This window comes from Paenibacillus polymyxa M1 (assembly GCF_000237325.1).
Lineage (GTDB): Bacteria > Bacillota > Bacilli > Paenibacillales > Paenibacillaceae > Paenibacillus > Paenibacillus polymyxa_C.
Map to the genome: position 1 here is coordinate 5223887 of NC_017542.1, position 14799 is coordinate 5238685.

General features: G+C 45.6%; 9 protein-coding genes. 2 read left to right on the forward strand and 7 right to left on the reverse strand.

Going from position 1 to position 14799, the window contains the following annotated elements; translation table 11 throughout:
• Positions 1–6: 6 nt before the first annotated feature.
• On the reverse strand, positions 7–804 hold the full coding sequence (locus PPM_RS23580; RefSeq protein ID WP_016324768.1) for an ABC transporter permease: 798 nt from the start codon (positions 802–804) through the stop codon (positions 7–9).
• A 150-nt stretch (positions 805–954) separates the two neighbouring features.
• On the opposite strand from PPM_RS23580, the gene PPM_RS23585 reads away from it, so the two are divergent.
• Positions 955–3411: an O-antigen ligase family protein gene (locus PPM_RS23585; protein ID WP_043921428.1), complete on the forward strand. Its 2457-nt coding sequence runs from the start codon at positions 955–957 to the stop codon at positions 3409–3411.
• An 88-nt stretch (positions 3412–3499) separates the two neighbouring features.
• Here PPM_RS23585 and galU read toward each other — a convergent pair whose 3' ends face one another.
• The 5 genes from galU to PPM_RS23610 form a co-directional block, all read right to left on the reverse strand.
• Positions 3500–4381 (reverse strand): UTP--glucose-1-phosphate uridylyltransferase GalU, encoded by an 882-nt coding sequence (gene galU, locus PPM_RS23590; protein WP_016324770.1) that lies wholly within the window; start codon positions 4379–4381, stop codon positions 3500–3502.
• 194 nt (positions 4382–4575) lie between these two features.
• A complete protein-coding gene (locus PPM_RS23595) occupies positions 4576–7086 on the reverse strand; it encodes a U32 family peptidase (protein WP_016324771.1) in 2511 nt (836 codons plus the stop codon).
• A 433-nt stretch (positions 7087–7519) separates the two neighbouring features.
• On the reverse strand, positions 7520–7981 hold the full coding sequence (locus PPM_RS23600; RefSeq protein WP_016324772.1) for a GNAT family N-acetyltransferase: 462 nt from the start codon (positions 7979–7981) through the stop codon (positions 7520–7522).
• 161 nt (positions 7982–8142) lie between these two features.
• A complete protein-coding gene (locus tag PPM_RS23605) occupies positions 8143–10056 on the reverse strand; it encodes a stalk domain-containing protein (RefSeq protein ID WP_013373317.1) in 1914 nt (637 codons plus the stop codon).
• Between the two features lie 49 nt (positions 10057–10105).
• Positions 10106–11338, reverse strand: a complete 1233-nt coding sequence (locus PPM_RS23610) for a S1C family serine protease (RefSeq protein WP_016324773.1) — start codon at positions 11336–11338, stop codon at positions 10106–10108.
• A gap of 359 nt (positions 11339–11697) precedes the next feature.
• Here PPM_RS23610 and PPM_RS23615 point away from each other — a divergent pair, with 359 nt between their 5' ends.
• Complete coding sequence (locus tag PPM_RS23615; RefSeq protein WP_013373319.1) at positions 11698–13323, forward strand: nitrite/sulfite reductase; 1626 nt, start codon at positions 11698–11700, stop codon at positions 13321–13323.
• A 117-nt stretch (positions 13324–13440) separates the two neighbouring features.
• Here the strand turns inward: PPM_RS23615 and PPM_RS23620 are convergent, their stop codons facing one another.
• Entirely contained in the window at positions 13441–14652 is a 1212-nt protein-coding gene (locus tag PPM_RS23620) for a hypothetical protein (RefSeq protein WP_016324774.1), read from the reverse strand.
• Positions 14653–14799: the final 147 nt, after the last annotated feature.

The following is a 14799-nucleotide window of genomic DNA, read 5'->3' on the forward strand; positions in this document are numbered from 1 at the left end:
ATCTCCTTATAACACATCTGCAAAGTGAGGTCTTAATCTCTTAAATATAAAAGCGCCAATAAACAGAAAACATAAAGTCACAAACCAAAAATACAAACTCATCCTTGGATATTCCCAAAACCAGCTTCTAAAAATCAAGCTATTCCTATAACCTTCTATAATGTAGTACATAGGATTCAACTTTATAAGGAATTCATATTTTCCAGGTATCATTTTTAGAGACCATAAAATAGGAGTTATCCAGTATCCGAATTGTAATAACATCGATAATATTTGCCCTACATCCTTTAGAAAAATAACCAGTGCAGAAGTGATCCAAGAAATACCAAGTAAGAAAACGGACATAGCAAAAAGATAATAAAAGATTTGTAAAAAATATATATTTGGTGGATAGCCATATCCCCAAAACATCAATACCATCATAACCAAAAAAATCAAATGAATAATTAATGGGGATATTATTTTTACAATAGGTAACAAACTAACTCTAAATACTACATTCTTCACAAGAAAGACATTGCTCACTATTGAGTTTGTAGCATTCATAATGGCGTCCGAGAAAAAAAACCACGGGATGATCCCCGCTACAAGCCATAGAATAAACGGATAATTATCAACAGGCATAGATTTGAAACCTACTTGAAATATAAACCAGAAGATCAGTATAGAGATTGTTGGCTGGATTACTGCCCAAAGAAAGCCTAAATACGATCCCAGATATTTGTCTTTTAGATCCTTCACAGATAACTGTAAAATCAATCTCCTATTTAAATAAATATCCTTAAAAAAAGATAACCCTAACATTAAACTTACTTCTCCTTCCGCACGCTCAACTGTTGAAACGGTAATGTCAATTTCTAATGCAACTGTCAGTGAATCTACATTCCGCCTAGCTCGTAGATAATCAATGTGCTAAAATATTGACGTATCTACAAGAAAAGGAGATTGTAAACCTTGTCGAATCCAGTATACGGGAAACAGGCCAAAACGTCGACCCGTGACGATAAAAGGCCGGCTATATTTTGGGTGTTAATTGTTGGCATGATTTTGTTCTTAGCTTGGGCCCCCTTCCAGGCTGCACTTTTTAATGGTCAAATGCTCGACTTTGAGAAGCCTCTGTATTGGGCTTTGATCATCAGCACGATTCTATTAATTTTAGGAATCGTAACCTATTATAAAAAATTCAAGCTAGAAGAGCAAAGGGATTGGCTAGCTGTACTAGTATTACTGCTTCCCCTAACCTATGTGCTTTCGCTGACTTCAGCAGCTTCGCATTACCTGGCCATGAATATGGTGGTGGTACAATGCATATATGCTGCCCTGTTTATCATTTCAATCTATCTACTCCAGGGTCGTTTAGGCAATAAGATTATTCACAACCTGATTATGACTGTTGCTTATATCATCGTAGGTTTTGGCTTCATTAACTGGTTCGGACAGTGGGCGCTTGCCGGCAAGATGGTAGGCTGGTTTAGCCAATATGTGTATCAGTATCGCTATACCAATGCAGTTATGACAGATACAAATGGTCTCCGGCTGACATCGGTGTTCCAATATGCGAATACATATGCGGCCTTTCTAATGGCTTTCCTATTTGCCGCCGTTTTCTGTCTGATGAAATCAAAACTATGGTACGGCAAGGCTATTCACGGCTTCATGTTGGTCCCTATTCTGGTCTCGCTATTTCTGACTTTGTCACGGGGCGGTCTGGTTATGCTGCCTGTCGTGTTCGTGCTGCTCTTGCTTTTCCTTAAACCTGCACGCCAAATTATATGGATTTTACATTGCGCCATTGCTGGCGTAGCATCAATATCTATCTTGGCCCCGATTACAAATATGGGATTACAACTCAATAAGACCTACAACGGTGGAGAGGCGGCCAAAGGATGGGGATTACTTATTGGAGTTTCCCTGGCTGTAGCTGTCGTACTGTGGCTTGTTGAACGTTATCTGGCACCAAAGCTGGAGAATGCTCTCAAAGGGTGGAGTTCACGAAAGTTATCCAACCTGTGGTTGCCTGTCGGATCAGTTGTGGTGATTGGCTTGCTGGCTTTTCTGTTTATTGGAACTGGCTTGCGCAGCGTACTCCCGGAGAACGTACAGGTTCGGTTGGAAAATATCAATTTCCGCCAGCATAGTGTACTGGAACGACTTGTATTCTATCAGGATGCTGCCAAATCGATTAAAGATCACCCTATTATTGGGAGCGGTGGTGGCGGATGGGCTACCTTGTACGAAAGGTACCAGGATTATCCTTATAGCAGCCGCCAGGCCCATAACTTTTTCATGCAGTACCTGGTTGAAGTAGGCATCTTCGGTTTTGTAATTTTAATGTCATTCATCATATATATTTTTTACAAATATATTCGCAGCTATATTAGACAAAATGATGAAGAACGGGATTCTCACTTCCTATATCTCATTTTGGCACTCTCGATCTTACTTCATAGCTTGCTGGACTTTAATCTGAGTTACGTGTTTATGGGCGTACTGGTATTTATGAGTCTTGGTGGTATGGCCGCTGCTATGGACAGTAAACCGCTTAAACGCCTGTCCATGAGTGCTTCTGCATTTCGAATCATGTATAGTGCAGCCATCGGCATTCTAAGCATTGTGTTGCTTTTTGCAGGTCTCCGCTTCGTGCAATCGGCCAATGCTGCTACATATGCCAAACAGATTATGGCGGTAAGCACATCATTCGAGGAAATTCAAAGTGCGATTAATAAGGATCTTGAACTTCGTCCTACACGTCCCGATTCGGTTATAAGATTGGCTGCACTATACAAGAATGTGTATGATCAAACGAAAAAAGAGGAATTTTATAACGCTGCAATAGAGGTACTAAATACGGGCCTTAAGGCAGAACCGTATAATAAAATCATGTTAAACTCCAAAGTTAACCTTTTACGAGCAAAAGGTGAGAATGAGCAAGCCTTCAGTATTTTGGAAAATAACACTTCCAACTTTAACTGGGACAATGAATGGTACAATATGTTGATTACCCAAGCTTATACTATTGGTAATACGGCACGTGAGCAAAAAGACACCGCCAAAGAACAGAAGTATTTCCAAGCAGGTCTTGCTGCTTATCAGCAGGTTTTGGATAGGGTAGCCCATATTAAGACGCTTCCACCTGAAATTGAGTTGCCACGTACTTTTGAAGTAACTCCAGGTATTGCACTCAGTACTGGCAAAATTGAGTTCATGTCAGGTAAGCTTGCTGAGGCTGCAAGCATCCTCAAAAACGGCCTGAAGGACGACTTGAGCGATGCTACAAATCGTGAGGTTGCTCGCTATTATGTTGCCGCCCTTCAAAAACAGGGCCAAAATGACGAAGCTTTATATAAGAAACTGATTAAGGCTGATCCGAAGGAAAAAGAGCAAATTGCTCAGTTGAAATCGGAGAAATAGTTAATAAAAAGAGACTATCAGATGACGTTATATCATCCGGTAGTCTCTTTCTTATATTAAGGAAGCATAGTTGGGTTTAGCGAGATGTTTATTTTTGTTGGTCAATCTCTTCAATAACCTGTCTCATATAAGCCAATACTTCATCCTTAATCTCGTTATGCTGTAGAGCATAATGAATGGTCGTTTCAATGAATCCCAATTTCTCGCCAACGTCATGACGATTCCCGTCAAATTCGTAGGCCAGGATCGGATTCTTTTCTCCCAGTTTGGACAATGCATCCGTCAACTGAATCTCCCCGCCTACTCCCACAGATTGTTGACCCAGAATATCGAAAATATCGGGTGTCAAGATATAACGTCCCATGATCGCCAAATTGGATTTAGCCTCTTCCTTCTTTGGCTTTTCTACCAATCGTTCCGCCTCAGAGATTTTGGAAGTAAGTGCATGGCCTTCAACAATCCCGTAACGATGCACCTCGTTCCAATCGACTTGTTTTACACCTACAACAGAACGCTGATACTCATCGAACACGTCAATCATCTGTTTGAGACATGGATTCTCAGACTCTACGATGTCATCACCCAAAAGGACAGCAAAGGGCTCGTCACCGATGAACTTACGTGCACACCAGATGGCATGCCCCAGCCCTTTAGGCTCCTTTTGACGAATATAGTGGATATCAGCCATCTCTGATGGTTTACGCACTTCATTGAGCAGGTTCCATTTTTCCTTCGAGGTCAAATTATACTCCAACTCGAATGAGTAATCAAAGTGGTCCTCAATCGCCCTTTTTCCTTTACCAGTAACGATAATGATATCCTCAATACCTGATGCTACGGCCTCTTCGATAATAAATTGAATCGTTGGTTTGTCTATGATTGGAAGCATTTCTTTCGGCATCGCTTTCGTAGCAGGAAGAAAACGGGTCCCTAATCCCGCAGCAGGGATAATTGCTTTACGGATTCTCATAGGTTAAACTCCTTTGTCTTCAATAATAACGGTTAGGTATACTGTCTATGATTATAACAGGTAGATGGATAAATTTAATAGGTTAAAGAAGAAGACATCTTCCCTTAAAGAGAACATGTCTTCAATCCCTACTTACTATATGATTAGATTATGCTTCTAAAATCTATTTGGCTCCTGAACAAATATACAGTTGTTTATTTCACCAGTTGCCCACGTGTAACCCCTAGCTGATTCGTCGCTTTCAGCGTCTTCCATACTTGTGTTCCGCTGATTTCACCGCGCAAGGCACGGTTATAGAGATCAATAACCTCATGAACTTGCTCTGGTGTCTCCTCCAAAAATTCCACGCGGTAACGGGATACGCCTAATTCTAGGAAGTTAGACAGGTATTCCGCGCCTGATTGCTCAATCGCGTTATACACTGTATTACGGCATCCTTCGTCCACGCGAACCGGGTGAGACATCCCAATACGATCACGTAGGGATGCGCGATGATCCTCACACGGACGACCACAGTTAGTGTAGTCTGTGCCTTCACTCATAAAGGTACAATATACGCAGTGTTCGGTATGGAACATCGGCAAATGCTGCTGGATGACGATCTCCAGCTTGTCGGTACGTGTACGTCCCAGCATATCGACCATCTGTTGGATGTTCAGATCATACGACGGTGTTACCAGGTCACAGCCGGAATCCAGGAATAGATCAGCCGCTTTATGGTTGGCGATATTTAGCGAGAAGTCGCCAATCAATTGCGGATGATGTGCATCCGGGTTCTCCAAGCGATGACGCATGTAAAAATACAAGGCTCCCGGATTGCGTACCAGCACAGCATCCGGTTTCAGGCGCAGGATATTGTTGTGATATCCGTTTTCGCCCGGCATGTGAATACGCGGAGTCACCAACGCAATTCGGCGCCCAGCACCGTGCACAGCCTCTACAGCTGCCGGGAATTGCTTGATGAACTCGAAGTCGGCGTAGATGAACTCCACGCCGGCCTCAAGCGCAGCCTCCACCTGAGGGAGGCTGCGGCACAGCGCGGTCAGCTCTGCCTGACCGCGTGCCACAGACGATGCCGGAGCCGAGGCATCGCCATACACCTCTACCGCCCGTTTCGTGTATACGGGTGGTTTGGGGCGTTCGCCCGCGAGCAGTTCCACCGCCTGACGGCGGATGCTGTTCAGCTCGCGCATGGGCACGATGACGTCTCCATGCAGATGGACGTCCAGCTCTTCCAGCTGGAACACTGTTCCGCCCAGTCGGCCGAATTGCTCTTCGAGCAGTTCATGCGTCATCGGACGCTTCTGGGCAATTTCAAGCTCCAGCTCGGAGTCCACGCGAACCGTTGTACCCTTCTGCACGTCGGTCCACCATGTCGACAGTGGCTGTCCTGGGGAGCCGCTGACCCGCACATGTACCGGGAAAACTCGGTACGGCTTTTCGGTTTCGTACGACTGGCGCAGACGCTTGTCCAGCGCCGGGTCGTTGGTCTTCCAAATACGGTCGCCTACGTGTACACGGCGCAGATCCACATCGTTGCGTCCTGCTACGATGTCAACGATCCAGCCTTCTCCGGCTTCGCCTTCAATCTTCACACCCTTGCGGCGGATATCGTATACGCGTCCGCCTTCTTCTTTTTGCGTAGGATCTCCTGCATCAAATACAATACCATCGCCACGCTTGAGCGGGGCATCGATGCGGCATACTACCCCATCACGAAGGATTTGTTCCACTCGGCCCAGGTACACGCCCCGGCTTTTCGGGAACGTACCGTCCACCAGCTTTTTGTTATTCGTTCCTTCCAGAAAACCGTGCGTAAAGCCGCGTGAAAAGCTCTGCTGCAGCTCGCGGATATCTTCTTTGCTCGTCTTGGACGTATCGCCATCAAAATACTTGTCAATGGCCTTGCGATATTTGCTAACCACATTCGCTACATACTCAGGCGTTTTCAGTCGCCCTTCAATTTTAAAGGAAACCACCCCGGCATCAATCAGTTCTGGTATCAAATCAATGGCCGCCAAATCCTTGGGGGATAGTAGGTATGTCACATCGGCCATCGGCTTTTGCTCTCCATCCACCATCAAATCGTAAGGCAAACGGCATGCCTGTGCACACTCACCACGGTTTGCAGAGCGTCCGCCCCACATTTCTGAAGTCAGGCATTGGCCTGAATAAGATACGCATAACGCTCCATGCACGAATACTTCCATCGGAAGTCTCGCTTGATCGCCAATTTTTTGAATCTGTTTTAGATTATTTTCACGACCCAGCACAACCCGTTCCATGTTGTACGGCTTTGTGAATTCTACAGCCTCCGGCGAGGTGATCGTCATTTGGGTAGAACCATGGATCGGGAAATCCGGTGAAATGTCGCGGATCATTTTCACCAAACCCATATCCTGAACAATTAGGGCATCGACTCCGGCATCAATACAGGCATCAACCAGCTCTTTAGCGTCCTCCAGCTCGTTTTCAAATACCAGTATATTGAATGTCAAAAAGCCCTTAACCCCGTAGCTATGCAAAAAAGCCATAATCTCGGGCAGTTCATCCATGCGAAAATTATTCGCCCGTGCTCGTGCGTTGAACTTTTCCACCCCAAAAAAGATCGCATCGGCTCCGTTCGCTACCGCCGCGCGCATACAATCCCAGTCACCTGCTGGTGCCAGAAGCTCGACATCTTCTCTTCGTACTGCTGATTTCATTATTGCCCTCCCTATATGCTGAAAACGAATGACCCCTCATTGAATCTCGTTGTTTTCAGGGCAGCTATGCTGCTTACTTGGTCATCTCAAGAACGTTCCATCCACTCATTCCAAAGCTGGTTATGTTCAGTCAGGGGAATGGAAACTTACTAAGAATCATATTATTAAGTCCTATCTGTCTCTATCATCTTGTTCGATCATTCACACACCGAACCATCGGTCCTCCGCATGAATCGCATCCAACTCAAAAAATCCGCATCACAAACATCTGCGGCAGAAATCATTCTTATCTTGTAACTAATCTAGTGTACCAGACTGCGCCCCAAGCTTCTACACTTTCCAAGCGATTCCTTTAAAAATATAATACTAAAAGCACAAAAACACCTCCAATCCCGGTCAGCGGTGCTTTGGAGGTGCGTCATCATATCATTAACTAAGCAAACCTATACTTCGCAAGCATTTCTCCCCAGGGTGATATTCCTTCCTCCCTGAAACCAGATTTTCTGTATAGCTTTCTAGCTAGTTCATTGTCTGGTTTATATCCAATCATGATAACATCAGTCCTATCACTGGCTTTCCTGATTTCGTCGATCACCAGCAACATTGCATGGTAACCATGACCTCGACCTTGAAATCTTTCGTCAATCATAAATCGGTAAACCCAGTAGTTTCCGTCATCCGGGTCTAAACCAAACATCGTAAAGCCAATCAATACGTCATCATTATAAATCGCTTTAGATACAAACCCATCTAAAAACTGACATTCGGCAATTGAGTAAAGGTTAGATACCATAAATCTTTGTTGTTCAGGACTCGGTTCAAGCTCAACACATTCTTCCCAATTACTTTTATCGACTGCCTTTAGCGTAATTATGTTCGGATTCCTCCTATACATTTAGTCCGACATCTTCGCTCTTCCCTGCTTACTTCACTCTTTAAAAGCTTACTATTCAATCCTTATACAATCCAAGAATCCCGGGTCAACAGCGATCGTAGGATCAAATGGTACGCGTAGCCTCTACCGACTACAACTCACTAATCTTTTCCCCACACCCTCTACTTCACAAAATGAAACGAATTCAGCGTCGAATCTAGTGCATTAGACTGTGCCGCTGTGTTGTTCGCATCGTTTAATGTTGTTGTCACGGTGTAGGTTTTGCCGTTATGCTCCAAAACGATTTGGCGACCTGTATAACCGATACCTTCCTCTACACGGTGGAATGTAAAGGACACTGCTGGAACTCCAGCAAACGTTACGTCCTTCACTTCCTCTACTTTGAGGTTTTTATAGTTCTTGGCTTGCTTATCATAGAAGTCCTTAAGCTGAGACACCGTTAATTCAAAGGATTGGTCGTTGTCGATTTTGATGGAAAAACGTCCTCCGGTAAATTGATACTCTATATCTCCCAATTCAAATTGATCGCTAACCGCGGTCCAATAGCGTGGGATATTCACTGTATATTCATATGCTTTAGACGTCTTTTTAATCGTTTTCGTTTTGTCCGCCAGGTAGTCATCCTCTTCCAATTGTCCAAAGTTATTTGCTACCGTTTGAAAATCAATTTGAAGCGAGGAGATGATCGCGTTGAACTGGTCATTTCCCTTGCTTACTTTTTCAGGCACTGCATATTCAGCCAGGTAGCGGTATCCATTTTGCTGAATCAGCACATTGTACTCTTTGACCCATTCATCTCCAAAATTATAGCGGTACTCCTGCACTAATCCCTGAACGCCTGCAACTTCCAGCGGATATGTCTTTTGTGCCTCATAAGCAGTGGACACAAATGAATCGCTCAGCCATTTTTGCAGCTGCTGACCCCAGTTCTCCAATTTTCCATCCGCAGGAGCTGAGGTGACTTTCATGTTGAAGCTTGATCCGTCATTGCTTTCATATTGCATTCGCTGGTCGTCCATTTTCCAGCCTGCGGGTATTTTGAGTGACACACCATAGTCTGGGTTCCCGGCCTCGCGTGTGCCTCCGACAACAGTGGACAAGTCTTTAATACTTTTATCCTGTGCGTTAAAAGAGGTTTTAAAGGAGTTCAGCAGTCCGGCATACTGGGCCAGATCTTTATAGTTCGTTGCTTTAGCATCGGAAAAATATATTACATACAGTCGTCCATTGTCATAGTACTGACGATTTTCCCATAGTACGCCGTCCCCATCCTTCGTAATAACACGAGCATAAGGCACTTTCGCTTTCGGGAAGGATTTTCGATCCACCACAGTTTCTCCTGTTTCCTTAGCTGCCTGCACCAATTGTTGCAGCAGATCGTCTGCATTCAATGGAACCGGTTGTATTGCTGTGTGTACTTCCATATAGTATGCACTGTTCTCGTCCATAAATGTGGAAATGCTCTCATCTCCACCTCCCTGACCGATGACGAGTCCTGTTGGATAGTTCATGGACCAATCGTAGTAACTGTTCCCGATCTGCGTCTTGCCCTCATCATTATCAATGTTCGGTGTTTCTTCAGCTACCGTACCCGCCTCTTCTTGGGCTTGCATCCGAATGATGATTCCTGCGCCATTCTTCTCCATCTTACCGCCAAGCCCTTCTGCTACTTGACGCAAAGGCACCATGAGGATCCCTGATGACATTTCTGGCGGAGCCGGAAGTGTTACCTTGTGGCCCCTCACCCAGGCTGTACGACTACCAATTGTCAGCGATACGACGTGAGTGCCGCTGGTGATCTTGACCACATTATCTTCAGCTAGGCGAATTTTGCTGTTAAATGCCTTTTTAAACACACCAGCCGGAACCATCAGTGCACCACTTTTGGAATAGGGCTTCGTAATATTCGCATTTTGACCGTTCACGATGGCTGTATTGCTGCCACTTTGCAGTCGCAATTCCAATATGTTTTTATCTTGATCTGCTGCAACTGCTGGTAAAGCGGTAAGCAGAAGGGACAATGCGACAGCGCCGACCCCCAGCTTACGCATCATTTTTCTTTGCATATGCTTCACAGTAAATCTCCCTTTAGCTTTATTTTATAGATTCATGAGCCGTTATCGTTCATTTTCCCGTAGCTGAATCTGATGCTTCTTTCGAAGGCGCTATGCCGTCATCTACAGTAGCTCCTGATTCATTCGAATCCTCAAGATCTTCTCCAGACTGAATGGAATCATAAATTTCACCATTATCCTGTGTCAGTACCAGCTTGCGCTTTACAATATCACCGTCCGATTGCATAAGTACACTTATCGTTTGCCCTGGTTGATAGTTTTTAAGCAGCTCATTGACATCAATGGCAGAGGCTACACGCTTGCCGTTAATACTATACAGCTCATCGCCTTCCTTGATTTTGGCCTGTACGGCATTGGCTGAAGTGATTTTCGTGACTTTCAAAGGATCCTCGGTAGGCAATCCGACGATAGCTGACCAGCTCTCTTCGAGCCCTAAGCCAAGACTAGCACGCCGAACCTCGCCATATTTGAAAAATTGATTGATGACATATTTCACTGTATCTGCCGGAATCGAAAAACCCATATTTTCAATTCCGACCGCTGAGAATTTCATTGTATTAATCCCGATGACCTCGCCCTTGAGGTTGACCAGCGGACCACCGCTGTTACCAGGGTTGATCGCGGTATCACTTTGGATCAGACGATAAGCAGCGTTGACACCACGGTTCAGCCCGCTAACAACACCTGAGGTTGCCGAGTTACGAAGTGAGAAAGAGATCGGCGTACCGATAGCCACTACCTGCTCGCCTACCTGTAAACTGTTCGTAGAAGCTGCAAAGGTAGCAGGCTTAAGGCCGCTTGCCTTAATTTTAATCAACGCCAAATCACTGATCGGATCGCTGTAGCTGTCGATGATTCCGTAAGATTTTCCGTCCGAGGTTACAACTACGGCATCACCTAATCCTTCGATAACATGCGCATTCGTAACAATCCATCCATCTGCCCGAATGATGACACCCGTGCCGTGAGCCAGGTTGTATCGGTCTCCCCCTGCTACGGTCTCTCCTGTCGCTGAACGACCAATGATGCCGACTACAGAAGGAGAAACATTTTTAACGACCTGTGGCACACGATCGGCCGATAACGTGTATGTACCATTTGCGCTGTTATACGCGCCGCTGGTTCCTAATGCTTTATTCATATCACTTACGTTAACATAGACCCCACCATTAATGACCTTGGCCTTTAATGCAGTTCCACTGCTGGCTGCACCTGCCGTTCCAGAAACACATAGAGCGCTGCCCAAAGCCAACACAGCCACCCTTTTCCCCATCTTACGCATATACTCACCATTTCCTCTCTAACATGACCCTGTTCTATCAGTTAGTCCAAATCTACCATAGAGGGGACACGCATACAATCGCTTTAAGCCCTATCTTTTTCTAAAAAAGCGCCGTTTGCTGCATCCCTATCCTCTCATGCTATTTATATTATAAATTTTCCAAATCCTTATATCAAAAAAATAAGCAAAAACAATAAAAAATCGTTATACCTTTTAGACCATTCCTTCGTTTACGGGCATAACCAACTATGATACCATCACATTATATCTTAGTTATATTGTCGGAAATAAAAATAAAATCGTGAGTTCTATATCTAACATCTCAAGTATAAATAAGACACCTGAAGGAGGTTAAAAGGATGGCCTATGAACCAATCTGGAACGCTCATCCCGATAAGCTTAACAAGTTTGAGCTAGTCAAGCTGGAAAAGGACGGTCTCGACGTTATACGCACCATCATTGAAAGCTATGCGCACAAAGGCTATGACTCGATCACTGCGGACGATATGGACCGATTCAAATGGGCCGGGGTTTACCAGCAAAAGCCTAAGGATGGCCATTTCATGATGCGTGTCCGCATCAACACAGGGATCATGACTTCAGCCCAGGCACGTGCCTTAGCGGACATCTCCGCGTTGTATGGGCGTGGTCTCGTAGATGTCACCACCCGTCAGGCGATTCAATTTCACTGGCTGACCGTTGAAAGCTTGCCGGATATTTTCGAACGATTGGAAAAGGTCGGTTTGTATTCCTTTGAAGCCTGTGGGGACTGCCCGCGTACCATTGTCGGCAATCCGCTGGCTGGCATTGATCCTAATGAACTGGTGGATACTCAGGAGATTGTAGATGAAGTAAACCGCTTTTTCTTATTAAATCGTGACTTTTCCAATCTTCCGCGCAAATACAAAATGTCCATCTCCAGTAATACCTACAACAATGCACAGGCTGAAATTAACGACCTGTCCTTCACACCGGCAACCAAGATCCTTGACGGAAAAGAAGTGGTTGGTTTCCATGTGATGGTTGGCGGTGGATTATCTGCCAAGCCGCATTTGGCACATCCGCTGGACTTGTTTGTCCGTCCTGAGGAAGTGCTGAAGGTTGCTATTGCTGTCACAACCATCTTCCGTGATTACGGCTATCGGGAAAAACGGCACCATGCCCGTCTGAAATTCCTCATTGCCGATTGGGGCCCGGACAAATTTCTAGCCAAGCTTACCGAGTACACTGGCGAAATGCCAGGACGAGGTGAAGATAAAACCATTGGGTGGCAAGCCGCCTATTTTGACGGTATACATCCCCAAGCCCAAGAAGGTCTGAACTATGTCGGTCTGAACGTACCTGTCGGTCGCCTCAGTGCTAACGAGTTGCACGAACTGGCCGACCTGGCTGATCGCTACGGCGATGGACAGATTCGTACCACGATGTCGCAAAATATATTGCTGAGCGGTGTGCCGGATGACCAAGTAGATGAGCTACTGAAAGCTCCTGTGCTGCAACGCCTGACACCACAGCCCAAGCATTTTATGAGCCGTACGGTATCGTGCACAGGAAATGAATTTTGCAATCTGGCGATTGTGGAAACGAAAAAGCGAGCGGTTGACGTTGCCGAGTATTTGGATCAGCACGTACAATTGGATGAAAAGGTGCGCATCCATTTTATCGGCTGCCCGAATTCCTGCGGTCAAAAGCATATTGCGGATATTGGACTGCAAGGCTCGCTCCTTAAGACACCTGAAGGCATGGTTGACGCGTTCGACATCGCTGTTGGCGGGGCGCTTGGAGCTGGTGCCCAGTTCAACAAGACACTCAAAGGCCGCGTACGTGGGGACCAGGTTGGTCCTGTATTGGCAGAGCTTATTCTGTTCTACAAAGAAAATAGGATTGCTGGCGAAAGCTTTTATGCGTATGTACAGCGTGTAGGCATTCCGTCTTTCCAGGAAAAGCTGTCCGCCATTTTACAGTCCAGCCACGTTGCATCCTAGACATTAAGTCCATTAACAGCCTGCTTGTATTTTATATACAAGCAGGCTGTTTCTTATGCCATAAACCAGCGCCATACCTACTTCCTACTTCTTCGATTGAATAAAAAAGACACCGGATTACTCCGGTATCAATATTTTCGCAAAATCGAGTACTATTGGCTTATGAGCGCCTGTTGTAGATGTCACCACCGCGTAGCCTGAAGGTATCTTATATATCAATCCCGTATCATATCGGATGCCGAAGGAGTTATCTTCCTTATAATGAGTCTTCGTTTCCCATACCTTCGTACCGTTTCCTTTTAAGCCTGTGATAGTGATGCCATGCATCTTCGTGGTTTTACCCAGTGGGTCATATTGATCACTGAACTGGACGTACAACTGCTCCTCGGGCAGATATACCCGGTCAGCCGCGTAGTCCTCTGTGTTACTAAACAATTGCAGACCATTACTTAACACCTGGGTGCGTTTGCTGTTTCCTTTAAGCCCTGTTACAGCAATATGACCGCTAGACAACTCATGTACCGCGGCAATTTCTTTACCTGATCCTAAGTCCAGATGGACATCACGGATATTGCGACCATACACATCGGCTTGTACCCCCACGGGACCATCTGAGCTGTTCAATAGCGCATAATATCCATTGTGATTGCCGACCAGCCAACCCGAGGTCACTCCGTTTGTCGTTCGATTCCATTGTATATCGCCAGTTTCAGTGTATTTGAGTACAGTGAAGGACTGCTCCGCAGGGTTCAGCGAGGACACCAGAAAACTGCCATCCTCTAGCGGCTCCAATCCTACCTGAGAATTCTGCCCATAGGATATCAAACCGTCAGTGGATAACGTTTTGGACCACAGGGGGTTTCCATCCGCATCCAATCGTGAAGCCTGCACATCTCGCATTCCGTTCGGTTGGGTATAATCAAGCAGAAACAGCAAGCCACCATCCGACGTCTCCCGCTGGACTCCCCTGCTACTTGTTCCCGGCTGTACGCTCAGGTCTTGCTGGTGTTTCCATACTGTCTCCAGAGAACTATCCAGCTTGCCATACGTGACGTGTACTACACTGGCTTCTGTATCGTCTTCGACGTTCAGCATTAAGAACCCGCCCTTTGCAGCGGGCTGAATGTAATTGTGAGCGCTCTCGGAATCCTTAATACTGCCAATCGCTGCACTAGTTTCGATCTCGGCTTGTTTGGGCGCATACGCCTCGGACACCTCGGATGCATAGGCCGGTACAGCACTATAACCCAACAACCATGCCGCTAAAGCGACTCCTGCTGCCCATGAGTATACACGTGTACGTAGAACTCTACTTTGCTTAATCTTCAAACGTTCCAGCTCCCTTCATGACTTCCTCAGAGATGTGATATAAACCTTAGATGCAATTTAACTATAAACGGTCGCTTCAACTAGTAATGGTTGTCACGTGGGCACGGAACTTCGTATGATGCTAGATAATCATAAGTTATATATTAA

What these genes read in the sequence shown, in the direction of transcription:
- PPM_RS23580 (WP_016324768.1), bottom strand. Translation starts at nt 804, where the DNA reads ATGTTAGGGTTATCTTTTTTTAAGGATATTTATTTAAATAGGAGATTG.
- galU (WP_016324770.1), bottom strand. Translation starts at nt 4,381, where the DNA reads ATGAGAATCCGTAAAGCAATTATCCCTGCTGCGGGATTAGGGACCCGT.
- PPM_RS23595 (WP_016324771.1), bottom strand. Translation starts at nt 7,086, where the DNA reads ATGAAATCAGCAGTACGAAGAGAAGATGTCGAGCTTCTGGCACCAGCA.
- PPM_RS23600 (WP_016324772.1), bottom strand. Translation starts at nt 7,981, where the DNA reads ATGTATAGGAGGAATCCGAACATAATTACGCTAAAGGCAGTCGATAAA.
- PPM_RS23610 (WP_016324773.1), bottom strand. Translation starts at nt 11,338, where the DNA reads ATGCGTAAGATGGGGAAAAGGGTGGCTGTGTTGGCTTTGGGCAGCGCT.
- PPM_RS23615 (WP_013373319.1), top strand. Translation starts at nt 11,698, where the DNA reads ATGGCCTATGAACCAATCTGGAACGCTCATCCCGATAAGCTTAACAAG.